This window comes from Xanthobacter sp. NM-25, assembly GCF_022138605.1.
GTDB lineage: Bacteria > Pseudomonadota > Alphaproteobacteria > Rhizobiales > Xanthobacteraceae > Xanthobacter.
Map to the genome: position 1 here is coordinate 80,251 of NZ_JACBFS010000008.1, position 23,643 is coordinate 103,893.

Here is a 23,643-nt window from a genome sequence, read left to right on the forward strand (position 1 = left end):
CATGGTCGACGTGATCGCGGCGGATTCCGAACAGCGCTGGGGCAAGCCGCGTCGGGCCCGTTTTTCCGTTCAATGGGGGCTCACGCGCGAGGGGCTGCTGGGCCTTCTGCGCTTCCGGTTCGAGCTCATCAGCGCCGCCGCGCTGCTGGCCCTGGCGGGCGCCGGCGTGGCTGTGGGGCTGATCGTGCTGGCGCTGGCCACCCCGGGGCTGCTGCAGGCGACCCTGGGTGAAGTCTCGTCGTGGAAGCTCGCCATCGCCGCCGCCATCTATCTCATCGTCTGGGCCTACGGCAGCTGGCACCTGCTGACCGGGGTGGGGCGCCTGCAGCGCGAGGCCGATGTGCTGGGGCAGTTCGCCGACAAGCTCCACGAGACCTTTCCCGCCCATCAGGAGGTGTTCCACGCCGATGTGTTCGGGCCCCGGCGCAAGACCCTGCTGGCGCCGGTGGCGGCGCTCAGGGGCGTGCCCCTCGCCGAGACCGCCACCCATCGCATGCAGGAGATCATCCGCGACGACGCGGAGCGCCATCGCTTCGATCCGCTGGCGGTGGTCACCGAGCGGGTGAGCGACCAGTTGCTCAGCGGCTCCGCTGGCATTCGTGATGCTCAGCAGCTCGGGGTGCGGCTCGGCATCCTCGTCACCTTCGTGGGCATCGTGGCGTCGCTGCAGGGAGTGTCGGGCATGATGTCCGGCGACGTGCTGGGGGCCAGCGACATCCGCAACTCCATCCGTGCGGTGGTGCTGTCCCTGGGCCTCGCCTTTTCCTCGTCCATCGCCGGCCTGAGCGCGGCCATCGTGTTCCAGGTCATCGCCGGGGCGCTCCGGTCCGCCGAGAACCGGCTGGTGGACACCCTGTATCAGGTGGGCAGCGAGTATCAGGCCATCTGCCGGCTCGCCATGCGCGACGACGACCTGAAGAAGCTGGAAGTGAGTCTGAAGGATCATCGCCAGGCCATCCTCGACACCGCCGATGACATCCGCGACGGCGCCCGGGTGGTGGAGCAGGCGACCACCCACATGGGGGCGCTGCTCTCCGGCCCGGCGGAGCGCATGGACGAGGTGAGCGCCCGGCTCGCTGATGCGGTCCGCCGGCAGGAGGCGGCGGCCGGCGCGCTGGCCCAGGCCGCGGACGCATTGGGGGCATTCGGCGCCAGCATGGCGGCGGCGCAGCAGCGGTTTGCCGAGACGCTGCTGCAGGCGGTGAAGGATCTCGACGGGCATCTGGTGGGCGAGTTCAAGGCCGGGCGCGATGCCACCCTTGCCGAGCGCATGGAGGCGAGCGTGGACCGCCAGGACGCGGTGACCCGGCGGCTCGGCTTCTGGCTGCTGGCGGTCGGCCTCGTGGCCGGGGCGGCTGCGCTCGTGGCGGTGGCGAGCGCGAGCGGCCTCGGCGGGCGGCTGCTCGCCTGGATGGGGGGCTGAGCCATGGCGCGGCGGGCGTGGGAGGCGGAGCCGGCGGACGATTACACGCCGGCGACCGATCTGGTGTTCTCGCTGTTCGCCATGTCGGTGCTGCTGCTCGCCATCTTCGGCGCCGGCAGCCATGTGCGCGACGCGGAGGCGCGGCAGGTGGTGGCCACCACCGCCCTCGATCTCGACTACACCAAGGCCCAGTACGAGCAATTGCGGGCGGAGCGCGATGCGCTGCGGCAGGAATTGGCCGAGCGTCCCCCCACACCGCCCGCGGCCCCGCTGCCCGCCGCCCCGCCGGCGGCGGCCGCCACGGTGGACCGCGCCGCCCGGCCGCAGGTGGTGGTGACCCTGACCCAGGAAGGCGCCGGCGCCTTCCTGGCGGCCGATGGGCGCATGGCGGCGAGCGTCATGGGGGAGATCCGCGACCGGCTGAAGGGGGCGAGCGCGCAGGCGCGGCAGCTCGGCGCCAATGAGGTGGTGTTCGAGGTCTCCGCCTCCCTCGATCCGCGCAGCGCCGAACCCTTGGCCGATGCCATGGCCCGCAGCATGGGCTGGGGCGAGGGCCTGCTGGACGCCTTCGCCGCTACGCCACTGCCGGTGGCCTGCGTGCTGATGGAGCCGGTGGGCGGGCGCCGCGCCGCCCCGCTGGCGCGCTTCGCCTATGAGGCGGACGGCGGACGCAAGATCGACGACATCGTCGCCGGCGCGGTGGCCGCGGCCGCGGAGAAGCGCGCGCTGCGCATGGAGGGTGTGCGACCCCAGGACGACATGATCCGGGTCATCCTGCGCCGCAATGACGAATCCCGCTGCGATCCGCGGGTCCTGGCCGCCGCCCTGGACCGGCTCTAGCGCGGCCAGGCCGCCCCTCTCCCACATCCTCTCCTGATCGTCGCCACGCTCCGGCAGCTCCCGTGCGCCGTTACGGCCAGCGCGCGCTGATCCCGTGGCGCCAGGGGCTGGGGCGCCGCGATCCGCAGCCGGGTTCTACCAAAGTCGATAGCGCGGCGCTTGACGGAAGTCGGAGGGTGAATTAGCTTTCTAACAAAGCTAATAACACCTGTTCCAGAGAGTGGCCGTCATGTCGTCACCGGATCTGTCCGCGGCGGATCTTCCGCCGCTCGAGTCGCGCACCTTTCGCCAGGCCCTGGGGCAGTTCGCCACCGGGGTGGCGGTCATCACCGCGCCGGGCACCGGGCCCGAGCGGGTGGGCATGACCATGAGCTCCTTCAACTCCGTCTCGCTCGATCCGCCCCTGGTGCTGTTCTCGGTGGACCGGCGGGCGCTCTCTTTGCCGGCGCTGCGTGCGGCCACCGGCTTCGGCATCAATGTGCTGGGCCACGGGCAGGAGGAGCTTTCCAACCGCTTCGCCCGGGCGCTGGAGGACAAATGGGCCCGCGTGGAGCACCACGAGGGCCTCAATGGCGTGCCGCTGCTGAAGGACGCCATCGCCCATCTCGAATGCGTGCCCTACGCCCGCCACGACGGCGGCGACCACGAGATCTTCATCGTCCGGGTGCTGCGCGTGTCGACGCCGAACCCGGGCGCGCCCCTCATCTTCTTCCGCGGCCGCTACCACGCCCTGGCGTCGTGAGACGCTTCGAGCACGCTTTGGCGTCGTGAGACGCTTCCGCCCGCGCGCCGAACCGGACAACAAAGGACCTTCCAGATGATCAAGACCGGAGCCGAACACACCAAGAGCCTCAAGGATGGCCGGCAGGTGTATCTCGACGGCAAGGTGGTTCAGGACGTGACCACCGATGCCGCTTATGGCCGCGCCGTCGCCTCGGTGGCGCGCATGTTCGATTTCCAGAGCGCGCCGGAAAACCGCGAGCTGATGACGTTCGCCACCGACACCGGCACCCGCGCCAACCGCATCTGGCAGCTGCCCACCAGCTATGATGAGCTGGTGACCCGCCGCAAGGGCCTGGAGGCGTGGACCGAACTGCACGGCGGCTTCCTCGGCCGCGCGCCGGACCATGTGGCCTCCTGCATCGCCGGCATGTACATGGGGCTCGACAAGTTCGAGGCCTATGACAAGGCCCGCGCCGGCGCCCTGGCGGACTATTACCGCTATGCCCGCGACAATGACCTCTACCTGACCTATGTGATCATCAACCCGCAGGCGGACCGCTCCAAGAGCGCGGCGGACCAGAAGGATCCCTTCCTCTCCACCGCCATCGTCGATCGCGATGCCGAGGGCATCACCGTGCGCGGCGCCAAGATGCTGGCCACCGGCGGCATCATGGCCAATGAGGTGTTCGTCACCTGCATCCAGCCGCTGCCGGAGGGCGATGAGAAATACGCGCTCTCCTTCGCCATTCCCATGAATGCCAAGGGTCTGAAGATCCTCTCGCGCAAGTCCTATGAGGCGGGCGCCCCCTCGGTGTTCGACAACCCGCTGTCGTCGCGCTTCGACGAGAACGACGCGGTGCTTTATTTCGACGACGTGAAGGTGCCGTGGGATCGGGTGTTCGTGGTGGACGACCGCGCCATGACGCTGAACCAGTTCCACGCCACTCCGGCCCACGTCTACCAGAACTACCAGGCGCAGATCCGTCTCTCGGTGAAGATGCGTTTCCTGCTCGGCATCGCCCGCCGCATCGCCGACATGAACGGCATCATCGGTTTTCCGCAGGTGCGCGAGACCCTGGGGCAGCTGGCCGCCGAGGCCGGCATGGTGGATGCCTTCGTCGCCGCCATGGAGGCCAAGGGCACCCATTACGGCCCCTATTTCGTGCCCGACCGCCACACCCTCTATGCCGCGCAGACCCTGGCCCAGCAGCTCTACGGCAAGGTCATCACCACCCTGCGCGAACTGGCTGGCGGCGGCATGATCATGCTGCCCTCCTCGGTGCATGATTTCGAGAATCCCGAACTGGCCGAGCTGATCCGCAAGACCCAGCAGTCTCCGGCCGCCAATGCCGAGGACAAGGTGAAGTTCTACAAGCTGGCGTGGGATGCGGTGGGCTCCGAATTCGCCTCCCGCCACGCCCAGTACGAGATGTTCTATGCGGGCGCGAGCTTCGTGGTGAAGGGCCATTCCTTCCGCACCTATGACTGGGCCGGCGCCGGCAACCTGCTCGACCGCATGCTGGACAGCTACCAGCTCTCCGACGAGGTCAAGGAAGCCCCCGCCCGCGCCGCCGAGTGACGACACAGCACCATTCCAGAAGAGGACTGCCCCCGCATGGCCAACCCCAAGATTCACGACGAGTTTCGTGCCGTCGATCTCTCCACCGGCTGGGAGGTGCCCCCGGGCTACCCGCCGGGTATCCAGCAGAAGATCCTGTCCGGTGCGCTCGACGAGACCGCCAAGACCGGCTCGCGCACCCGCATCCTGCGGTTCCAGCCGGGTGAGTACACCACGGCCCCGTTCGTGCACGATTACTGGGAAGAGGTGTTCCTGTTCTCCGGTGATCTGACGGTGGGCAATGACGACAAGGGCCAGGGTGGCGAGGCGTTCCAGCCCTTCACCTATGCGGTGCGGCCGCCGGGCGCCTTCCACGGCCCGTTCAAGTCTGAAAAGGGCTGCATGCTGCTCGAAATCCACTATTACGATCCGGTTTGATCGTCTGATCCTCCATGGCGCCCGCTCCGTTCCCACGGGGCGGGCCTTTGCATGTGGTGGCCTATGTCCCAATCTCTTGTTTCCTCGCCATTGCTCGCCCCCCTGAGCGGCCCGACCCTGGCGGATCTCGCCGCCGATCTCGCCGCCGGCCGCACCACCTCCCGCGCCTTGACCGAAGCCTGCCTCGCGCGCATCTCTGATCCCACCGGCGAGGGTGCCCGCGCCTTCGTGAAGGTGGACGCCGAAGCGGCGCTGGCCGCTGCCGATGCCCAGGACGGCCTGCGCCGGGCCGGCGCCGCGCCTTCCGTCTTCGCCGGCATTCCCATTGGCGTGAAGGATCTGTTCGACGTGGCTGGCGAGGTGACCGCCGCCGGCTCCAAGGTGCTGGCCGATGCGCCGCCCGCCACCAGGGACGCCCCGGCCGTGGCCCGCCTGCGCCGGGCCGGGTTCGTGGTCATCGGCCGCAACACCATGACCGAGTTTGCCTATTCGGGCCTTGGCATGAACCCCCATTATGGCCATCCCCGCGCGCCGTTCGAGCGCGCCGTGGGCCGCGTCTCGGGCGGTTCCACCTCGGGCGGGGCGGTGGCGGTGGCCGATGGCATGGCCCATGCGGCGCTGGGCACCGACACCGGCGGCTCCTGCCGCATCCCGGCCGCCTTCTGCGGCATCACCGGCTTCAAGCCCACCGCCCGCCGGGTGCCGAAGGAGGGCGCGTTTCCGCTTTCTGGCAGCCTCGACAGCGTCGGCCCGCTGGCCCGTTCGGTGGCCTGCTGCGCCAGCCTCGATGCCATTCTCGCCGGCGATGAGGCGGCGGAACTGGTGGCCCGCCCGGTGGCCGGCCTGCGGCTGCTGGTGCCAACCACCGTCGCCCTCGACGGCCTGGAGCCGGACGTGGCCGCGACCTTCGAGGCGGCGCTTGCCCGGCTGACGGCGGCGGGCGCGGTGGTGACCTCCGCGCCGTTTCCGGAATTTGCCGATGTGGCGCCCATGAATGCCAAGGGCGGCTTCACCGCCGCCGAGAGCTATGCGGTGCATCGCCAGCTTCTGGCCGAGAAGGCGGGGGCCTATGATCCGCGGGTGGCGGTGCGCATCGGCCGTGGTGCCGAGCAGTCGGCGGCGGATTATCTCGACCTGGTGGCGGCCCGCAACGCGCTGGTGGCGCAGGCCATGGCGCGGCTCGCGCCGTTCGACGCGCTGGTGCTGCCCACCTCGCCCATTCTGCCGCCACGCATCGCCGATCTCGCGACCGATGACGCGGCCTATGGCAAGGCCAATCTCGCGGCCCTGCGCAACCCCACCCTCATCAACATGATCGACGGCTGCGCCGTGTCGCTGCCGTTGGCCGGCCCCGGTGGGGCGCCGGTGGGGCTGATGTTGGCGGCGGCCGGTGGCCGCGATGGCGAGCTGCTGGCCCTGGCGGCGGGCGTCGAGGCGTTGCTGAAGGCCTGATGCAAAAAGGCCCGGGCTCTGGCCCGGGCCTGTGCCGCCGCGTGCGTGCGCCGGATCAGAGCTGGCGGTTCAGATTGTCGGCGAAAGAGCGGATGTGGGCGCGCACCGCGGCTTCCGCCGCATCGGGATCATGGGCGCGCAGGGCCTCGACGATGGCGGCGTGCTCCTCCACCACCCGGCGGTGATGCTCGGGGGCGCGCAGGGAGACGAACCACACCCGCTGTGCCTTCTCATGCAGGTTGCGCAGGATCTCGGCCAGCACCGGATTGCCGGCGGCGGCGGAGACGATAGCGTGGAATTCGCGGTCGAGCGCCATCAGGGTGGCCACATCCCGCTCCGCGGCGGCTTCGGCGCCCAGGGCGACGTTGGTGGAGAGCGCCACCAGGTGGCTGGGCTCGGCCCGCTCAGCGGCGAGGCGCGCGCAGAAACACTCATTGAGCAGGCGCACGTCCACCATGTCGCGCACCTCATCCTGGGTGATGGGGCGCACCACGATGCCCTTGCGGGGCAGCACCTCCACCAGCCCGTCCCGCATCAGCCGGTCGAATGCCTGGCGCACCGGCGTGCGGCCGATGTTGAGCGAGGCGGACACCGCCGCCTCGCTGAGCACCTCGCCGGGACGGAACACGCACATGATGATGCGCGCCTTGATGAGATCGTAGGCCTCGTCCCGCAGCGAGCGCACCGGGGCCGGCGCCTCGGTGAGGCTCAGCCCCTCTTCGGTGGCGGCGAACGGGCGCTCCGGACTTTCGATCTGCATCTTGCTCGCCCCTCCGGGCCGTGGATGGCCGCCCAGGGTCTGGGCGGCATGCCGTTGACGTGTAAGCCTTACCCTGCCACCGGCAGCGTCGCCACGTCATAACCGTGGCGGATGGTGCGGCCGAGCACCGGGTCTTCCAGCTCATATTCAAAGCGCAGGGCGGGACGGATGCCGCCGTGGGCGGCGAGGGTGCCGCAATACATCACCGCGCCGGCCTCGAAGGGCTCGGAGTAGCCGGCCAGCAGCTCCAGGGGCGGCAGCATGGCGGTCACGGTGCCTTCCTGGTAGAGCGCGCGGCCACTCTCGAACACCGCATAGGAACGCAGCACCAGCTGGTCCCAATGGGGCAGCACCTCTTCCAGGTCCCACAGCTCGGGGGCGATGGGCTTGTCGCACAGCTGCTTGGAGACGGTGACGTTGTAGGTCTCCACCTTGCGATCGGTGTGGTCGGACCCGACCCCGAGATAGCGCCGGCCATTGGCGGCCACCACCACGAACTCCACTTCGCCGGAGGAGTCCGTGCCGGTGCATTCGATGGCCTCGGCGCTGGTGAGGCGGGCGGCCGCGACCCGGTAATAGATGGGGGTGGAGGCCGGGCGCGGTACACCGAGGGCTTCCAACTCGGCGATGTGCTTTTCCAGCGCGGCCTTGTCGCGACCGGTCCAGCCGGCGATGACAGCGGTGCGGATCAGCAGCGTCTCTTCGATGCTGCGACCGTCGGCGTGGATGGTGAAGGTGAGGGCAGTGCCCGACATCAGGGTTCCTCGAACTGGTCGTCTATGAAGTCACTGGGGGAACCGGCGCCCCAGGTCAGGGGCAGAATGGGGCGCCGGTCCCTGGCGCTGCCAAATTCAGTTCGGCAGGCGCGTGTCGAGCAAGGTCCACTTGCCGTCCTTCACCTCGATCACATAGACCGGCTTCACGGCATCGCCGTCGGTGAAGGAGATGGAGCCTTCCATCGCCGGATAATCCTTCAGCTTGGACAGCTGATCGCGGATGGCGGCGCGCTCTTCGGCCACCTTGGCCCTGTCGCCGGTCACGCCGGCGCGCTTCATGGCCTCGGCGTAGAGATAGACGATGTCATAGACCGAGGCGTCCATCTGGTTGGGGTCCGTGCGCAGGCCGGCGGCCTTGGTGCGCTTGGCGAAGGCGTCGGCGAAGGCCTTGGTCTTGTCATTGGCTTCGCCAAAGAAGGTGGTGCCGATGGTTAGCGTCTCGCCGGCGCCATCCATGCGCTTGGGCAGCTCGGGATCGGCCATGTTGGTGCCGCCGATGATGCGGGTGGAGACACCCTGGCGCTTCAGCTCCTTGGCGAGGTTGATGGCACCTTCCGGCGGCGAGCCGAGGCCGACGATGTCGGGGTTGATCTGCTTCAGCTGCGCCACCTGGGGCGACAGGTCGAAGGCGGCCAGCTGGAAGTCCACAGAGCCCTTCAGGGGAATCCCGTACTTCTCGAACTCGGCCGGAACCACCTTGGTGCCGACGGACTTGGACACCACGTCGTCGGTGGCATAAGCGGCGGCGCCCGAGGCCATGGGCAGCTTCTTGTCCTTGATGGCCGCCAGAACCTGGTCGATCACCTTGCCTTCGTCGGTGGTGTTGCGGAAGCCGTAGGTGAAGCCCTTGGTGAGGCCGGGGGCGGAGGAGGCCATGGACATCTGCGAAATGCCCTCGCGCTCACCCACCGGGAAGGTGGTGCGCACCTCGGAGGAGGAGAACGGGCCGATCACGGCCAGGGCGCCGGCATCCTTGGCGAACGAGCGCACGGCGGTGGTGGCCTGCTTGGGATCGCCGGCGGTGTCGAACTTCACCACCTTGATCTTCCGGCCGTTGATGCCGCCCTTGGCGTTGATCTCCTCGACCGCCATGTCGACGGCGATTTCATTGGTGTTGGCAAGGCTCACATAAGGGCCGCTCTTGGCCATCATGTAGCCGAGGACCAGTTCGTCCTCGGCCCGCGCGCCGCCGGCGGTCAACAGCGCCGCCAGCATGGTGGCACCCAACAGGACCTGCTTCTTCATGTCCCAACTCCTCTGGAAGATTGTCGAGCATTGGGCCGTGCCGCCCGGGTGTGGCCCGGCCGGAACGACAGGGGTTCAGGCGGGGCTCGCCTCGCCGGTGCCGAGATAGGCGGCCTGCAGGGCGGGGTCGGCGGCGAGCGCCTTGGGGTCGCCCGCCATGGTCACCCGGCCCAGCTCCAGCACCGTGGCGCGATGGGCCACCGAGAGCGCCTTGCCGGTGTTCTGCTCCACCAGCAGCACGGCGAGGCCGTCGTGGTTCAGCTCGCGGATGAGGTCGAACAGCTTGGAGACGAACAGCGGCGAGAGGCCGAGGGAGGGCTCGTCCAACATCATCAGCCGGGGCTTGGCCATCATGGCGCGGCCGATGGCCAGCATCTGCTGCTCGCCACCGGAGAGGCAGGAGGCCAGCATGTTCCGCCGCTCGGCGAGGTTGGAGAAGCGGGCGTAGATGGCATCCATCTCGCGGGCGATGGCGGTGCCGTCGCGGCGCATGTGGGCGCCGAGCCGCAGATTCTCCTCCACCGTCAGCGAGATGAGGATGCGTCGCCCCTCGGGCACCAGCACTAGACCTTCGCCGATGCGCTTATGGGGCGCGGCGTGGGTGATGTCGGTGTCGGCGAAGGTGATGCCGCCGCCCTTCACCGGCACCGCGCCGAGAACCGCTTTCAGCAAAGTGGACTTGCCGGCGCCATTGGCGCCCAGCACGGTCACGATCTCTCCCTCGTTCACCTGCAGCGAAACGTCGGTGAGGGCGTTCACGCGGCCGTAGGAGACGGAGATGCCGGAGACGTCGAGCAGCGCCATGTCACGCCTCCTCCGAGCCGATATAGGCTTCGCGCACCTTCTGATCCTGCCGGACCTTGGAGAGCGGGCCTTCCGCGATCTTCTCGCCGAAATTCAGCACCACCACGTTCTGGCAGATGCTGTTCACGAAGTGCATGTCGTGCTCCACCACCAGCAGGGTAATGCCCTTGCCCATCAGCACTTTCAGATGCTCGCGCAAGGCATTGGTCTCGGACGGGTTGAGGCCCGCGGCGGGCTCGTCGAGCATCAGCAGGCTGGCGCCGGCCAGCGTCGCGCGCACCAGGTCGATGCGCTTGCGAACGCCATAGGGCAGGGCGCCCACGGTCTCGTCGGCCCAGGCCTCGAGCCCGCTTTCCGCCAGCGCTTCCCGCGCTTCCACCTTCCAGCGATGGTTGGGGAACAGCCGGTAGGGGGTGAGCAGGGCGCCGAGGGAGGCGTTGCGCACATGCTGCCCCACCAGCATGTTCTCCAGCACCGTGAGGTGCGCCATGAGGCGGATGTTCTGGAACGAGCGGGCGATGCCGGTGCCGATGCGCTTGCGCGAGGGCATGTGGGTCACGTCCACCCCGTTCACCGTGATGGTGCCGGCATCGACGCCATAGACCCCGCTGACCAGGTTGAACACGGTGGTCTTGCCCGCCCCGTTGGGGCCGATGAGGGCGGTCGTCACCCCCTTCGGCACCTCGAACGAGAGGTCGCGGATGGCCCTGACGCCGGCGAAGGACTTGGTGAGCCCCTGGATGGAGAGCGCTGCGGTCATCACGCGGCCTCCGAGCTCGCGGCGGCGGCGCCGTCAGTATTCTTGCGCCGGCGGAACCGCAGCAGGGAGGTGGTGACGAGCCCTTCCGGGCGGATCGCCATGAACACGATGATGAAGATGGCGAACAAAGCGTAGCGCCACTGGTCGGAGGCGCGCAGCAGCTCCGGCGCCAGGGTGAAGAAGGCGGCGCCCACCAGCGGGCCCCACACGGTCTGGGTGCCGCCGAACAGCACGTAGAGCACCGTGAACACCGAGAGCAGCACGTTGAAGTGCTGGGCTTCCACGAAATTGTAATGGTGGGCGTAGAAGGCGCCGCCGAAGCCCGCCACTGCCGCGCCCAGAGCGAAGGCCGCCACCTGGATGCCGCGCACCGAGACGCCCAGCAGGTCCGCCACCGTGGGGTCGCTCTTCACCGCGGTGAGATAGAGGGCAAAGCGGGTGCGGGAGAGGTAGAGCATCAGCACCACCACCCCGGCGGCGGCGAGGAAGACGCCGTTCGGCCCCACATAATCGCTGACCGGATAGCCGGCGGCGCCGCCCACCACTTCGAGATTGAGGAAGATGGCGGAGATCACCTGGCCGAGGGCGAAGGTGGCCATGGCGAGATAGATGCCATGGGTGCGCAGCACCGGAATGCCGATGACGAGCCCGGTGAGGCCGGCCAGCGCCGAGCCCACCGGAATGGCCGCCCACATGGGCCAGGCATATTCATTGGTGAGGAAGGCGGAGGCATAGGCGCCGATGGCCATGAAGCCAGCGATGCCGAGGTTGAGCTGGCCGGCGGCGAGCGGCAGATACACCGCATAGGCCGCCATGACGTTGAAGGCGAGGACGACGAGAACGCCGGTGAGATAACCGCTCATCACAGCTTCTCCCGGGTGGCGGGGCGACCGATGAGGCCCTGCGGACGGACAATGAGGATCAAGAGCAGCAGCCCATAGACGGTGATGTTGACCACGTCGGCGCCGATGAAGGTGATGGAGAGCACCTCGGCGAGGCCGATCAGCAGCCCGCCCAGCACCGCGCCCCAGATGGAGCCCATGCCGCCGACGATCATGGCGGCGACCCCCTTGAAGCCGACGCCTTCGCCCATGAAGGGGGAAACCTGCTGATAGTTCACAGCGAACAGCAGGCCGGCGATTGCCGCCAGCAGCGCCGAGGCGATGAACAGCAGCGGCACCAGGCGTCCGGTGTCGATGCCCATCAGCACCGCCGTATCGCGGCTTTCGGCGACCGTGCGGATGCAGCGGCCGGTGGAGGTGGAGGAGAGGAACCAGGACAGCCACAGCACCAGCAGCACCGAGAGCACCAGCGAGCCCAGTTGCGCGATGCCGATGACGAGGCCGCCGAACCGCAGGTTCAGGTCCGGCACCAGGGCCGGGAAGGCCTGCTGATCGGAGCCGAAATAGATCAGCATCAGGTTTTCGAGCAGCACCAGGAAGCCGAGGGAGGACACCAGCGGCACTTCCGGATCGCCCCCCTGCATGGGCCGGTAGGCGAAGCGCTCCACCAGCAGCGACACCAGCGCGGCGGCGGCCAGCGCGGCGGCGAAGGCGAAGATGACGGGAAAGCCGAGCGTGATGAAGCCGTAGGCCAGCATGCCGCCCAGCATGAACAGGCCCGGCAGGGAGAAGTTCAGGAAGTTCAGCACGCCGATGGCGAGGGTGAACGCCACCGCCATCAGCATGTAGATGGCCCCGAGCATGAGGCCGTTGACGATCTGCTGCGCGAGCATGGAACCTCGGGTGCGTGCGTGATGCAGTCCGGCTCCGGCCCGTCGGCGAGGGTTCGCTCCCGTTCCGGAATTAGATAATAGACAAAGCTAAATTTCTGATGTCTTCAAGGTGAAATTTCAGGCGGATTTCAGACGTATGTCAGAATGGTATGCAACTGCGCCAGCGTCGCTATCAGCTTTTTTTGAAAAGGAAATTGGTCATCGCAGCGGGACGCTGAGCCGGTTCAATGCATGTGTGGCGAGCGCCCCTGTGCCTAATTATTAGGCGCCTTCCGAGGCGTGGGACCGGTCAATAGCGCAGCCGGGCATAATAGGAGGCCTCGGAGGCGGCGCGGGCATCGCCCAGGGTGTGGATGCCCTGCTGGCGCAGCAGTGGCAGCAGCTTGAGAAACACCTGCGCGCACACCAGCGCATCGCCGAGCGCGGTGTGGCGGCCGCTGACGGTGACGCCGAGCCGGGCGGCGATGGCATCGAGGCTCTGGCTCTCGGCATTGGGATGGGTCACGCTCGCCAGCAGCAGGGTGTCGAGCACCGGCTGTTCAAAGCGGATGCCCGTCGCTTCCTCCTTGAGCTTCAGGAAGCGCAGGTCGAACGCCACATTATGGCCCACCAGCACCGTGTCGGAGACGAAGGCGTGGAACGCTGGCAGCGCTTCGGCGATGGTGGGCTGGCCCCGCACCATGGCCGGGCGGATGCCGTGGATGGCGATGCCCGCCTCGGGGATGGAGCGGCGCGGGTCCACCAATTGGTCGAAACACTCCGAGCGCAGCAGCTTGCCATTGACGATGCGGGTGGCGCCGATCTGGATGATCTCGTCGCCGCCGGCGGGGTCGAGGCCGGTGGTCTCGCTGTCGAACACCGTGTAGGCGAGGCTCTCCAGCGTCCGGGCGTCCTGGGCGTGGCCGCCGTCGCCGGCCGCGAACAGATCGAAATCATAGAATTCCGGCCGGCTTTCCAGGGCGATGGGCGCCGGTTCCGCACCACCCGCGGCCAGGGGCAGCAGGAAGCGGAACAGGGCGCGCGGTGCCGCCGCGCCCTGGCGCTCATGCTCCAGCCAGACCTCGCCGCCGTGCCGCTCCACCACCTCGCGCACCGTGCCGCAGGCGGCTCCCGCGCTGCCACCCAGGGGGGCGTTCTGCCAGCCGGTGGAGACCACCGCGCCGCCGGCGAACAAGAGATCCAGGTGGGCGCGCCCATCCGCCCGTGACAGCCGCAGCTCGACGCCGCCACCAGGCCGGCCGGTGGCCGTGAGGCGGGCCAGGAACACCAGCGCGGCAATCAGCGCGAAGCTGTCGACGCGCAGCCACAGGGCCGCATCCACGGCCTGGGTGGCCACCGCCTGCTGGGTTTCCGCGCCGATGGCGTGGGCGGCGGCGGCGATCAGGTCCACCCCGTGCATCTCCTCCAGCGGCCAGCGGGTGCGGGTCTCGGCGGCGTCGGCGGCCAGCGCCGACAGGCGATCCCCCAGTGTCGCCACCTCATCGCGCACCACCTGGTGGAAGCGCTCCCGGTCCGGCGGTTCCAGATCGGGATAGTCGAGCATGTCGAGGGCCGCCTGAATGTTGGCGAGGGCCGAGCGGCCGGCCTCGGTCAGGGCCAGCCAGCGCTGACTCTGGTGCGCCTCGGCCTCGTCATCCTCGGTGATGTCGTCCAGCAGCAGGACGAAGCCGGTCGCCGGTGCGTCGGGCTGGGCGGAACGTACCGGCGCGAGGCTCACTTTCAGCAGGTGGCCGGAGGGCGTGTGGGTGACGAAACGCGCCGCCGGGGTCGGCTCGCCCCGGGCGATGCGCCGGTCGAGCCCCTCGCGGGCGTGGCTGATCAATGCCGCGTCGATCACCCCGTGGATGGAGCGGCCAAGGCCGATGAGCTCGGCGCCGGCGGTGGCCCCCGGGGCGCGCGACAGCCGCTGGCACAGCGCCCGGGCGCGGGCGTTGTAGAGCAGGATCCGCCCTTCGAGATTGCAGACCACCACGCTCTGCTGCAGCTCCGCCAGCAGGGCGCCGAGCTGGTCGCGCTGCTGGGCCACCGTGCGGCTGGCCTCTTCCACCAGCCGCGCCATGTCCTGCTTGAGGGTGCGGCGCTGGGCGCACAGCGCGTTGAGGGCTTCCGCCAGCGCGCCGTTGGCGCTGCTGCCGGCGCCGATCACCGGCGGCGCGCCATCATCCTCCACCAGCACCCGGGCGCCTTCCGCCAGTCGGGCCGGGGCGGCCACATAGACGTCGGCGAGCCGGTGCACCAGCCAGGCGCCGGCGGCCGCCGCCGTCAGCCACCAGCCCACCAGCAGCATGCCATGGCTTTCGGCCAGCGGCGCGAGGAGGGCGCCCAGCGCCGCCGCCACCGGTGGGGCGAGGGTGGCGTGGAAGGCGGCGGCGCCGAGCAGCAGCCACAGCGCCAGGGCGAGCCCCGGCGCCAGCATGGCGAGCAGCCGCGCGCGGTCGAGCTTCATGCGGCGGGATCCTCGCGCCCGGGGCCGTCACCGGCCATCATGTCCTTCACCTTCTGCATCAGCTCGCGGGTGGAGAAGGGCTTGGTGACATAAGCATCGGCCCCGGCGCCGACGCCGCGGGCCATGTCGGTTTCCCGGCCCTTGGCGGTGAGCATGAGGATGCGGGTGTGGCGGGTGCCGGCATCGGCCCGCACCGCCTCGCACACGTCGAACCCGGTCATGCCGGGCATGGTGGCGTCCAGCAGCACCAGGCGCGGGTGTTCGCGGCGGATGGTCTCCAGCGCCTGCGGGCCGTCGCGCGCCACCAGCACCTGGAAGCCCTCGCGCTTCATCATGAATTCCAGCGAAACGACGATGTTGGGCTCGTCATCGGCGATCAGCACCTTGGGTGAGGGGCCGGCTTCGGTGGCGCGCAGCAGTTCCATGGCGTTTCCTCCTCAGGGCTGGAGGGGCAGTCGAAACGCGAAGGTCGCGCCGCCGCCCGGTTGTGACACCAGCCACATGCGTCCCCCCAGATGATCCACGATCTGGCGGCTGATCGGAAGCCCAAGTCCGGTTCCCGATGGCCGCGAGAGCGCATCACCGCCCTGGCGGAACTTCTCGAATATGGTGGCCTGCTCGGCCAGCGGCACCCCCGGGCCGTTGTCGGACACCGCCACCACCACCGCGTCGGGCTCCACCGTCAGCCGCACATCCACCCGGCCGGCCCCCTCGGGCACGAATTTGGCGGCGTTGGACAGGAGGTTGATGAGCACCTGCGTCAGCCGGTCCCTGTCGGCCCGCACCAGGGGCGCGCGTTCCGGCAGGTGGGGCAGCACCTGCGCCCCGCGGGCGCGGAACAGCTCGGAGGTGGCGGCGATGGCGGCGCGGATGGTGGCGGCGAGGTCCACATCCTCCGTGTGCCAGTCGGCGAGGCCCGATTCCAGCTTGGCCAGGTCCAGCACCTGGTTCACCAGCCGCCCCAGCCGCTCGCTCTCGGTGACGATGATGCCGAGGAACTCCCGTTGCTGCGCCACATCGAGGTCAGGGGCATCGAGCATCAGCTCGGAGAAGGCGCGGATGGAGGTGAGCGGGGTGCGCAGCTCGTGGGTGACGGACGAGACGAAATCGTCCTTCAACTGGTCCAAGGTTTTCAGTTGCGCATTGGCGGCCCGCAGCTCGGCGCTGGTGGTCTCCAGGGCGCGGGCATAGCTACGCACCTGGGAGGCCTCGTCCAGGATCTGCAGCACATCCTCCATGGCCAGGGGCTCCTCTTCCACCACCGAGGCCACAAGCACCCGCGCCGAGGCGCTGCCCACCGCCCCGGCGAGGCCCCGCTCCACCTGGTCCACCAGGCGGGCATCGGGGGTGAGGGCCTGGATGTCGGCGAGGCCGCGCTCGCGGGCCTGGGCCTCGAACAGGGCGCGGGCCCGCTCGGGCCCCAGAAGACGGGTGGCCAGCCCCATCAGGTCGTCGAGCCGCGCCGCGCCACGCCAGAACACTGGCGCACCCGCCTCCGCCGGCCGGCTGAACACGTCCACGAACAGATGCGCCTGGCTCGCCTCCCGCCCGGAGGGCGCGCGCCACAGGGAGACGCCCACATAAAGGGCGATGTTGACGAGCAGGCTCCAGAACAAGGCGTGGGTGAGATTGTCGAGGCTGGCGAGGCCGAACAACCGCTCCGGCGCCAGCAGCGCCAGGCCGAACGGCCCCTCGCGCACGAAATCGTCGGCGATCCAGCCGGATTTCGCCACCGAGGGCAGCATCAGGGTGTAGGCCCAGATGAGGAAGCCGCCGATGAGCCCGGCGAAGGCGCCGGCCCGGGTGGCGCCGCGCCAGTAGAGCCCGCCCAGCAGGGTGGGCGCGAACTGGGCCACCGCGGCAAAGCTGATGAGGCCGATGGACACCAGCGCATAGGCTTCGCCCGCGACCTGGAAATACAGATAGCCGAGCAGCAGCACGCCGACGATGGCGGCGCGGCGGATGTTGAGCAGCAGCCGGGTGAGGTCGCCCCCCTGGCGGGCGCGGATGGAAGCGCGCCGCAGCAGGGTGGGCATCACCAGATCGTTGCAGACCATGGTGGAGACCGCCACGGTTTCGACGATCAGCATGCCGGTGGCCGCCGAAAGGCCGCCCACATAGGCAAACAGCGCCAGCGCCGGGGCGCCCTCGGCGAGGGGCAAGGCGAGAATGTAGCTTTCCGGATCGAACCGGCCGGGGTCCAGCAGCAGCAACCCGCCCAGGGCCACCGGCAGCACGAACAGGTTGATGAGCAGCAGATAGGCGGGGAACACCCACGCCGCCCGCTTCACATGCCGCTCATCGGTGCATTCCACCACCATCATCTGGAACTGGCGCGGCAGCATCAGCACGGAGAGCAGCGCCAGCACGGTAAGGGCGAACCACTGCACTGAATCGAACTGGCCGGGTGCAGCGGAGAACAGCCGCGCCAGCTCGGGATGGGCCTGCGCCCGGGCCCAGATGTCGGCCGGACCGCTGAACAGGCCAAAGGTGACGAACAGGCCGACCGCCAGGAAGGCCGCCAGCTTCACCACGGATTCAAAGGCGATGGCCGCCACCATGCCCTCGTGGCGCTCGGCGCTGTCCAGGTGGCGGGTGCCGAAGGCGATGGTGAAGCCGGCGAGGGCCAGCGTCACCACCAGCGTGCCGTCCCACCCCTCGCGGCCGTCGGCGGTCAGGATCTGGTAGCCGGCGGAGATGGCTTTGATCTGCACCGCGATGTACGGCACGATCCCCACCACGGTGATCAGGGTGACCAGTGCCGCTAACAGGGGGCTCTTGCCATAGCGGCTGGCGATGAAATCGGCGATGGAGGTGATGCGGTAGGTATGGGCGATGCGGATCATCTTCCGCACCACGATCCATGCCAGCAGCATGGCCAGCGTCGGCCCCAGATAGATGGGCAGGAACCAGATGCCCCCCGCCGCCGCCCGCCCGACGCTGCCGAAATAGGTCCAGGCCGTGCAATAGACCGCCAGCGAGAGGGCATAGACCCAGGGGTTGGCGATCATCGAGCGGCCTTGCGCCGCCCGCCGGTCCGCCAAAGCGGCGATGGCGAACAGCAGGCCCAGGTAGCCGATGGACAGGCTGAGGACGACGGCGGCCGGAATCATGGCCGCCCCGGTCGTGCCGCCGACGGGTCTTCCGGGCGGTGGCCGCTGGCTGGCACGCCGCTGCCCTCCGTCGCCAGCGCGTCCGTGGCGGCGCCGTCCGGCCAGGTCTGCGGGGCCGCCGATGCCGGCGCGCCGTGCCGCCGCCCGCCGCCGGTCTCGCTCACCCAGGCCAGCACGGCGATAAGGACAGCCCAGATGGCGAACAGGGCCACCGGCAGCAGCGGCAGGCCAAACACTGTCCGCGCGCCGCTCCACAAAGAGAGCAGGGGAAAGTTGAACGCCAGAACGCCGGCGGCGAACAGCGCCACCAGCACATCGGTGCGCGGCCCCTCGCCGCCATGTCGCCCGCGCGCGCTCATAGGGCGTCGAACCGGTAGTGGCGCGACAGCCACTGCTTGAAGCCGCGCACGATGGCCAGGGAATCCTTGAGCGCCTGCCGATCGAGGGTGCCGAGCGCGCTCAGGGGAATGGTGTTGCCCGGTGCCCGTCCCTCGGCCATCTGCCGCAGATTGTTGCTCAGCTTGAGATCCATCAGCCGGTGCAGGGCATCGGTGAGGTCGCGGGCCATCTCCGGTTCCAGGTGGCCCTCCGCCGCCAGCGCCTTGAGGCGGGCGGTGGTGCTGACCGCGCGCAGGCGATATTCGAGCGCCAGTGCCCGCACCCCATGGACGATGGGAAATACCCCGAGCTTCTTCAGATCGATCTCCGCGGCGGAGCGGCCCCGCAGGCCGGGCAGGCGCGACCACCAGCCGCCGCCCTCGCTGAACTGGTCCACCGCTTGGGCGAAGCGGGCGAGATAGCTGGCATCATCCTGCAGCAGCCAGTCCAGGTGCGCACGGGCCGCCTCCAGCAGCTGGGCATCTCCCGCCACGGCGGTGGCATCGAGGAAGATGGCGAGATTCATCGGCCCATCGGCGACGCCGCCGAACAGCCATTGCCGCAAGGTGTCCTTGAAGCCCGACAAAGGCTGGCACCACAGGGGGCGGCTGAGCATGATGCCGCCGGGGCAGGGGGGATAGCCGAAGTCGATCAACGCCTCGGTGAAGGCGCCAGTGATGGTGGCGATGTCGTCGCACCAGAAGCCGTCCCGCAGGATCAGGGCGTTGTCCTGGTCGGTCTTGATCACCTGCTCGCCGCGGCCCTCGCTGCCCATCACCAGAAGGCAGGCGTGGGCGCGCAGCGGCTCCGGCGCCACCAGCTCCCACAGGCGTTGGAACAGCTGGCAGTTGAGCTCGCCCACCAGCCGACCGATCACCTCCACCCGCACGCCATCTTCGTGCAGCATGGCGATCAGCGCATCGATCTGCCGCGCCGCCGCCTTGAGCGCGGCCCGGTCCGGTGCCTCGGAGATCTCCAGGGCGATGAGATGGGAATGGTTGGCCATGAAGGCCATGAGGTCGATCTGGCTGAGCAGGCCGACGATGGCATCGCCCTCGCGCACCACCACCCGGTGGATGCGGTGGCGCAGCATCAGCAGCATGGCCTCGTAAAGCTCGTCGTCGAGGTCCACCGCCCAGGGGGAGAAAGTGGCTACCGCGCGCACTTCCGTCTGGGCCGGCGGGGTGTCTCGCAGCAGCGCATCGCGCAGATTGGTGGTGGTGAACACGCCGATGCGTTCGCCGTCGCGCACCAGGGCATCGGTCAGGCCGTGCGCGGAGAGGCTCCGGCAGAGGCTGACGATATCGGTCTCGCCATCCACGAACAGCGGCTTGCGCACATGGGCATCGCGCACATGGGCGGTCATCAACGAAACAAACTCCCGGCGCGCGTGGCGCCGGGAGCTGAGCCGTCCGGTGTCGGACGGCTCGGCGAGGATCGGGGCTCCCTGAAGTCCCGATCCGTCCGCCGAGGGTGAACCCGGCTCAGGCATGACGCCTCAGTGGGCCGAGGCTTCCGCCGCGCCGATGCCGGTTTCCGAGCGCACTTCCTGTGCCTCGAAGCCGGCCCGGTCGATGCGGGCACGGGCGCTGTTGTCGATCTTCGAGAACAGCCAGATGCCGGCAAAGCCGAGGATCATCGAGAACAGGGCCGGCGAGGTGTAGGGGAACGGCGCCGAGCCTGCCGGATTGCCGAGGGTGGCTTCCCACACCGAAGGCGACAGGATGGTGAGGATCACCGAGGAGGCGAGCCCCAGGAACCCGCCGATCACCGCGCCCTTGGTGGTGCAGTCCTTCCACAGCACCGACATGAACAGCACCGGGAAGTTGGCCGAGGCCGCCACCGCGAAGGCCAGGGACACCATGAAGGCGATGTTCTGCTTCTCGAAGGCGATGCCCAGCAGCACCGCGATGATGCCAAGGCAAACCGTGGTGACGCGGGAGACCTTGAGCTCCGACTTACTGTCGGCCTTGCCGCCCTTCAGCACCGTCGAATAGAGGTCGTGGGACACCGCCGAGGCGCCGGACAGGGTGAGACCCGCCACCACCGCGAGGATGGTCGCGAACGCCACCGCCGAGATGAAGCCGAGGAACACATTGCCACCCACCGCATGGGCCAGGTGCACCGCCGCCATGTTGGCACCGCCGATGAGACCGCCGCCGGGACCGGTGAGGAACTCGGGATTGGTCAGCACGAAGGTGATGGCGCCGAAGCCGATGATGAAGGTGAGCAGGTAGAAATAGCCGATCCAGGCGGTGGCCCACATCACCGACTTACGCGCTTCCTTGGCGCTCGGCACGGTGAAGAAGCGCATCAGGATATGCGGCAGGCCGGCGGTGCCGAACATCAGCGCCATGCCGAAGGAGATGGCCGAGATCGGATCCTTGATGAAGTTGCCGGGGCCCATGATGGATTGGCCGGCGGCCGCTGCGGCCTCGGGCGTGGTGCCCGGCTTGGCGGCGGCGATCTGGGTCTTCACCTGCACCGCGGCGGCGAACAGCTTCTCAGGGCTGAAGCCATAGGCCAGCATCACCATCACCGCCATGAAGGTGGCGCCGCCCAGCAGCAGGCAGGCCTTGATGATCTGCACCCAGGTGGTGGCCGTCATGCCGCCGAACAGCACATAGATCATCATCAGGATGCCGACGATCACCACCGCGATCCAGTAGTCGAGGCCGAACAGCAGCTTGATGAGCTGGCCGGCGCCCACCATCTGGGCGATCAGGTAGAAGGCCACCACCACCAGGGTGCCCGAGGCGGCGAACACGCGCACCGGGGTCTGGGCGAAGCGGAAGGCCGCCACGTCGGCGAAGGTGAACTTGCCGAGGTTGCGCAGGCGTTCCGCCATCAGGAAGGTTAGGATGGGCCAGCCCACCAGGAAGCCGATGGAATAGATCAGGCCGTCATAACCATTGGTCATCACCGCGGCGGAAATGCCGAGGAAGGAGGCTGCAGACATATAGTCGCCGGCGATGGCGAGACCGTTCTGGAAGCCGGTGATGCCGCCGCCGGCGGTGTAGAAGTCCGCCGCCGACTTGGTGCGGGCAGCCGCCCATTTGGTGATGAACAAGGTGCCTACCACGAACACCGCGAACATGATGATCGCGGTCCAGTTGGTGGCCTGCTTTTCGGTGGCGCCGAGATCGCCGCCGGCGGCGAAGGCCGGAGCGGAGAGCAGGGCGAGGGTGATGGTGGCGCTGGCGCGGGCCAGCAGGTTGCGGGCGGTCATCACTTCAGCACCTCCGCCTTGATCTTCTCGGACAGCGTGTCGAACTCGCCGTTGGCGCGGCGGACATAGACAGCGGTGATCAGGATGGTGAAGACGATGACGCCGAAGCCGATCGGAATGCCCCAGGTCATCACCCCGGCGCCGATGCGGGCGGCGAGCACCTGCTTGTCGAAGGCGATCAGCACGATAAAGCCATAATAAACGATCAGCATGGCGATGGTGAGAATCCAGCCGAAGCGTGATCGGGTGGATTTCAGGCGCTGATAGTCTGGATTGGCCGCAATGCGGTCGGCCAGTGAATTGTCCATTGGACTGTCCCTCCTCTTCTCGCGACCCATTCGCGGGCCCATTCTTTTCCCCGTGCTCCGCGGAGCCGCGGAGATGCCGTGTTCAGCGGCGTTCGGATGCCCCGACCCGCCCGGCGGCGCGCGTGTCATCTCAAGGCCCTGGCTCATCTCAAGGTCCACGCGCCCCACACGCGACGCGCGAGGTCCACACGAGACCGACCACAGCAGACACACACTTCCCCCGCCCGCGCCGGCCATGCCGCACGCAGGTTCGTGCCTCTCGCGACCGCGGTTCCGCACCCATCGCACCGGGGGTGGGCAACCGCGGGTCCGTCTTCACCTCACAAGGGGAGACTCGCGCCCCGCTTCCAGCCGCGTTGCAGGCGGGCTAGCAGGCACACGCTCCCGGTGAAGGGACGGGTTCAATTGACATGTGAATCCTGGTCCACGCTTCGGCACCTCCCCTGCCGTCCACGAGAACACCCTGGAACTGCCGGACCTCGGGCCGCCTTGCGTGTGGCTGCGACAGCATTGTCGCGGGCACCACCGGTGACGATTCTCACGGTTCCGATCACTTCCGAAGATCAACCTATGCGACAACCACGCGGAAGGCTATTCATACTATCGTCCAGCAGATGCCGGGCAGGGCGCGGGCGTCGCCATCTGTCCGCGCCACATTTGCGTCATGTTTTCGACCGGCCCCTGCGCTAGGAGCGGGGGGATGTGCTGGGGCGAGGTGACGCTGTTAACCCTATGGCTCTAGCCTGAGGTCCTTCGTCGTCGGCTGTGGCCGGTGATGCGCCAAAGCCTGTTCAGGAGCCTTTTCGGGTGGACAATATCCTCGTCGCAGCCACGAAGAACCAGGTGCGCAGCCTGGGGGCGGTGCTGAGCGCCACGTTCGCCCTGCGTTCGTCACGCCGCACCCTGGGCCTGATCGAGGAACTGGGCGGCTTGATCTTCATGGCCGGCGGCATGCTGGCGCTGCGCGTGATGACGGGGGCGCCGACCCATCACGGCATGCCGATGGCGCCGTTCCTGTTGTCGGGGCTGATTACCTTCTGGCTGTTCCGCACCACGGTGGCGCAGGTTTCGAACCTGCAGTCAGCGAAGGCGACGTTCCGCAGCAATCCGAGGATCACGTCACTGGACGTGCTGCTCGCGAAAGCTGTGGTTAACATCTTCATTTATACCTGCATCGGCGCCACGGCCTTCGCGGCAGCTTATCTGACCGGCCATTCACCCGGCCTGGAGCGGCCGGAGCTGGTGCTTGTGCTCTGCCTGCTGATGGGGGTCTGGGCATTCGGATTCGGCCTGTGCCTGGGCGCTGTCTATCTATATGTGCCGTCATTGAAGGTGGTGGTGGGCGGCATCCTGCACATGGCCATGTGGCTGAGTGGCATCATGTTCCTGTGGCCGGAAGTGCCCTACATGGGGCGGTGGTTCTTCGCGGCGAACCCCCTGTTCCATTTCATGGAGCTGCTGCGTGACGCCTATTTCGAGGCTTACCGGACGGCCCTTGGGGATTGGCAGTTCCTGTTGACGGTGGTGTTCGTGACCTTGGCGCTGGGCTTGATGCTGGAACGGGTGGTGCGCGCCAAAGCGCAGGAGCAGACCCAGCGGCCGCAGGAAGAGACGGACCCGTTCACGGAGAATATGGTGTAGCGCCCGAGGTTGGT

Annotated in this window: 21 protein-coding genes; 7 read left to right on the top strand and 14 right to left on the bottom strand. The window is 68.5% G+C overall.

Translation table 11 applies throughout. The annotated features are described in order from the left end of the window. Position 1 precedes the first annotated feature (1 nt). The 6 genes from MEU52_RS19620 to MEU52_RS19645 all read left to right on the top strand — a co-directional run bounded on the left by MEU52_RS19620 (position 2) and on the right by MEU52_RS19645 (position 6,434). The gene (locus MEU52_RS19620) at positions 2-1,423 is read left to right on the top strand and encodes a hypothetical protein (protein WP_238122964.1); all 1,422 of its coding nucleotides are present in this window, start codon (positions 2-4) and stop codon (positions 1,421-1,423) included. 3 nt (positions 1,424-1,426) lie between these two features. Beyond that, positions 1,427-2,263 (top strand): hypothetical protein, encoded by an 837-nt coding sequence (locus tag MEU52_RS19625; RefSeq protein ID WP_238122963.1) that lies wholly within the window; start codon positions 1,427-1,429, stop codon positions 2,261-2,263. Positions 2,264-2,492: 229 nt separating this feature from the next. Continuing rightward, on the top strand, positions 2,493-3,005 hold the full coding sequence (locus tag MEU52_RS19630; protein ID WP_238122962.1) for a flavin reductase family protein: 513 nt from the start codon (positions 2,493-2,495) through the stop codon (positions 3,003-3,005). 75 nt (positions 3,006-3,080) lie between these two features. Further along, entirely contained in the window at positions 3,081-4,565 is a 1,485-nt protein-coding gene (locus tag MEU52_RS19635) for a 4-hydroxyphenylacetate 3-hydroxylase family protein (RefSeq protein ID WP_238122961.1), read from the top strand. Positions 4,566-4,601: 36 nt separating this feature from the next. Further along, a complete protein-coding gene (locus tag MEU52_RS19640) occupies positions 4,602-4,982 on the top strand; it encodes a cupin domain-containing protein (RefSeq protein ID WP_238122960.1) in 381 nt (126 codons plus the stop codon). 63 nt (positions 4,983-5,045) lie between these two features. Continuing rightward, complete coding sequence (locus MEU52_RS19645) at positions 5,046-6,434, top strand: amidase (RefSeq protein ID WP_238122959.1); 1,389 nt, start codon at positions 5,046-5,048, stop codon at positions 6,432-6,434. 55 nt (positions 6,435-6,489) lie between these two features. Here MEU52_RS19645 and MEU52_RS19650 read toward each other — a convergent pair whose 3' ends face one another. The 14 genes from MEU52_RS19650 to MEU52_RS19715 all read right to left on the bottom strand — a co-directional run bounded on the left by MEU52_RS19650 (position 6,490) and on the right by MEU52_RS19715 (position 21,988). Next, positions 6,490-7,194 carry a GntR family transcriptional regulator gene (locus MEU52_RS19650; protein ID WP_238122958.1) on the bottom strand — a complete coding sequence of 235 codons (705 nt, stop codon included), beginning with the start codon at positions 7,192-7,194 and terminating at the stop codon, positions 6,490-6,492. Positions 7,195-7,262: 68 nt separating this feature from the next. Next, on the bottom strand, positions 7,263-7,949 hold the full coding sequence (locus MEU52_RS19655; protein ID WP_238122957.1) for a DUF2848 domain-containing protein: 687 nt from the start codon (positions 7,947-7,949) through the stop codon (positions 7,263-7,265). A gap of 96 nt (positions 7,950-8,045) precedes the next feature. Further along, positions 8,046-9,215, bottom strand: coding sequence for an ABC transporter substrate-binding protein (locus MEU52_RS19660; RefSeq protein WP_238122956.1), 1,170 nt, complete (start codon positions 9,213-9,215; stop codon positions 8,046-8,048). Between the two features lie 75 nt (positions 9,216-9,290). Next, positions 9,291-10,019 carry an ABC transporter ATP-binding protein gene (locus MEU52_RS19665; RefSeq protein WP_238122955.1) on the bottom strand — a complete coding sequence of 243 codons (729 nt, stop codon included), beginning with the start codon at positions 10,017-10,019 and terminating at the stop codon, positions 9,291-9,293. A gap of 1 nt (position 10,020) precedes the next feature. After that, on the bottom strand, positions 10,021-10,779 hold the full coding sequence (locus MEU52_RS19670; protein WP_238122954.1) for an ABC transporter ATP-binding protein: 759 nt from the start codon (positions 10,777-10,779) through the stop codon (positions 10,021-10,023). Then, positions 10,779-11,642, bottom strand: a complete 864-nt coding sequence (locus MEU52_RS19675) for a branched-chain amino acid ABC transporter permease (RefSeq protein ID WP_238122953.1) — start codon at positions 11,640-11,642, stop codon at positions 10,779-10,781. Before MEU52_RS19675 ends, MEU52_RS19670 begins: the two co-directional genes overlap by 1 nt. Beyond that, complete coding sequence (locus MEU52_RS19680) at positions 11,642-12,514, bottom strand: branched-chain amino acid ABC transporter permease (protein ID WP_238122952.1); 873 nt, start codon at positions 12,512-12,514, stop codon at positions 11,642-11,644. The genes MEU52_RS19675 and MEU52_RS19680 overlap by 1 nt, the downstream gene beginning before the upstream one ends. 289 nt (positions 12,515-12,803) lie before the next feature. Then, entirely contained in the window at positions 12,804-14,960 is a 2,157-nt protein-coding gene (locus MEU52_RS19685; protein ID WP_238122951.1) for a 3'-5' exonuclease, read from the bottom strand. Next, complete coding sequence (locus tag MEU52_RS19690) at positions 14,957-15,385, bottom strand: response regulator transcription factor (RefSeq protein ID WP_238122950.1); 429 nt, start codon at positions 15,383-15,385, stop codon at positions 14,957-14,959. The genes MEU52_RS19685 and MEU52_RS19690 overlap by 4 nt, the downstream gene beginning before the upstream one ends. A gap of 12 nt (positions 15,386-15,397) precedes the next feature. After that, positions 15,398-18,073 (bottom strand): sensor histidine kinase, encoded by a 2,676-nt coding sequence (locus MEU52_RS19695; RefSeq protein WP_238122949.1) that lies wholly within the window; start codon positions 18,071-18,073, stop codon positions 15,398-15,400. Next, positions 18,070-18,432: a hypothetical protein gene (locus MEU52_RS19700; RefSeq protein WP_238122948.1), complete on the bottom strand. Its 363-nt coding sequence runs from the start codon at positions 18,430-18,432 to the stop codon at positions 18,070-18,072. The genes MEU52_RS19695 and MEU52_RS19700 overlap by 4 nt, the downstream gene beginning before the upstream one ends. Then, positions 18,429-19,817 carry a putative nucleotidyltransferase substrate binding domain-containing protein gene (locus MEU52_RS19705; RefSeq protein WP_238122947.1) on the bottom strand — a complete coding sequence of 463 codons (1,389 nt, stop codon included), beginning with the start codon at positions 19,815-19,817 and terminating at the stop codon, positions 18,429-18,431. The genes MEU52_RS19700 and MEU52_RS19705 overlap by 4 nt, the downstream gene beginning before the upstream one ends. A gap of 132 nt (positions 19,818-19,949) precedes the next feature. Further along, positions 19,950-21,680, bottom strand: coding sequence for a cation acetate symporter (locus tag MEU52_RS19710; RefSeq protein ID WP_238122946.1), 1,731 nt, complete (start codon positions 21,678-21,680; stop codon positions 19,950-19,952). Next, positions 21,680-21,988 (bottom strand): DUF485 domain-containing protein, encoded by a 309-nt coding sequence (locus tag MEU52_RS19715; RefSeq protein WP_238122945.1) that lies wholly within the window; start codon positions 21,986-21,988, stop codon positions 21,680-21,682. The genes MEU52_RS19710 and MEU52_RS19715 overlap by 1 nt, the downstream gene beginning before the upstream one ends. 807 nt (positions 21,989-22,795) lie before the next feature. On the opposite strand from MEU52_RS19715, the gene MEU52_RS19720 reads away from it, so the two are divergent. Beyond that, the gene (locus MEU52_RS19720) at positions 22,796-23,629 is read left to right on the top strand and encodes an ABC transporter permease (protein WP_238122944.1); all 834 of its coding nucleotides are present in this window, start codon (positions 22,796-22,798) and stop codon (positions 23,627-23,629) included. Positions 23,630-23,643 lie beyond the last annotated feature (14 nt).

Bases quoted from the DNA above. Each gene is read 5' to 3' on its own strand.
- MEU52_RS19620 (WP_238122964.1), top strand. From the start codon at position 2: ATGGTCGACGTGATCGCGGCGGATTCCGAACAGCGCTGGGGCAAGCCG.
- MEU52_RS19625 (WP_238122963.1), top strand. From the start codon at position 1,427: ATGGCGCGGCGGGCGTGGGAGGCGGAGCCGGCGGACGATTACACGCCG.
- MEU52_RS19630 (WP_238122962.1), top strand. From the start codon at position 2,493: ATGTCGTCACCGGATCTGTCCGCGGCGGATCTTCCGCCGCTCGAGTCG.
- MEU52_RS19635 (WP_238122961.1), top strand. From the start codon at position 3,081: ATGATCAAGACCGGAGCCGAACACACCAAGAGCCTCAAGGATGGCCGG.
- MEU52_RS19640 (WP_238122960.1), top strand. From the start codon at position 4,602: ATGGCCAACCCCAAGATTCACGACGAGTTTCGTGCCGTCGATCTCTCC.
- MEU52_RS19645 (WP_238122959.1), top strand. From the start codon at position 5,046: ATGTCCCAATCTCTTGTTTCCTCGCCATTGCTCGCCCCCCTGAGCGGC.
- MEU52_RS19650 (WP_238122958.1), bottom strand. From the start codon at position 7,194: ATGCAGATCGAAAGTCCGGAGCGCCCGTTCGCCGCCACCGAAGAGGGG.
- MEU52_RS19655 (WP_238122957.1), bottom strand. From the start codon at position 7,949: ATGTCGGGCACTGCCCTCACCTTCACCATCCACGCCGACGGTCGCAGC.
- MEU52_RS19660 (WP_238122956.1), bottom strand. From the start codon at position 9,215: ATGAAGAAGCAGGTCCTGTTGGGTGCCACCATGCTGGCGGCGCTGTTG.
- MEU52_RS19665 (WP_238122955.1), bottom strand. From the start codon at position 10,019: ATGGCGCTGCTCGACGTCTCCGGCATCTCCGTCTCCTACGGCCGCGTG.
- MEU52_RS19670 (WP_238122954.1), bottom strand. From the start codon at position 10,779: ATGACCGCAGCGCTCTCCATCCAGGGGCTCACCAAGTCCTTCGCCGGC.
- MEU52_RS19675 (WP_238122953.1), bottom strand. From the start codon at position 11,642: ATGAGCGGTTATCTCACCGGCGTTCTCGTCGTCCTCGCCTTCAACGTC.
- MEU52_RS19680 (WP_238122952.1), bottom strand. From the start codon at position 12,514: ATGCTCGCGCAGCAGATCGTCAACGGCCTCATGCTCGGGGCCATCTAC.
- MEU52_RS19685 (WP_238122951.1), bottom strand. From the start codon at position 14,960: ATGAAGCTCGACCGCGCGCGGCTGCTCGCCATGCTGGCGCCGGGGCTC.
- MEU52_RS19690 (WP_238122950.1), bottom strand. From the start codon at position 15,385: ATGGAACTGCTGCGCGCCACCGAAGCCGGCCCCTCACCCAAGGTGCTG.
- MEU52_RS19695 (WP_238122949.1), bottom strand. From the start codon at position 18,073: ATGATTCCGGCCGCCGTCGTCCTCAGCCTGTCCATCGGCTACCTGGGC.
- MEU52_RS19700 (WP_238122948.1), bottom strand. From the start codon at position 18,432: ATGAGCGCGCGCGGGCGACATGGCGGCGAGGGGCCGCGCACCGATGTG.
- MEU52_RS19705 (WP_238122947.1), bottom strand. From the start codon at position 19,817: ATGACCGCCCATGTGCGCGATGCCCATGTGCGCAAGCCGCTGTTCGTG.
- MEU52_RS19710 (WP_238122946.1), bottom strand. From the start codon at position 21,680: ATGACCGCCCGCAACCTGCTGGCCCGCGCCAGCGCCACCATCACCCTC.
- MEU52_RS19715 (WP_238122945.1), bottom strand. From the start codon at position 21,988: ATGGACAATTCACTGGCCGACCGCATTGCGGCCAATCCAGACTATCAG.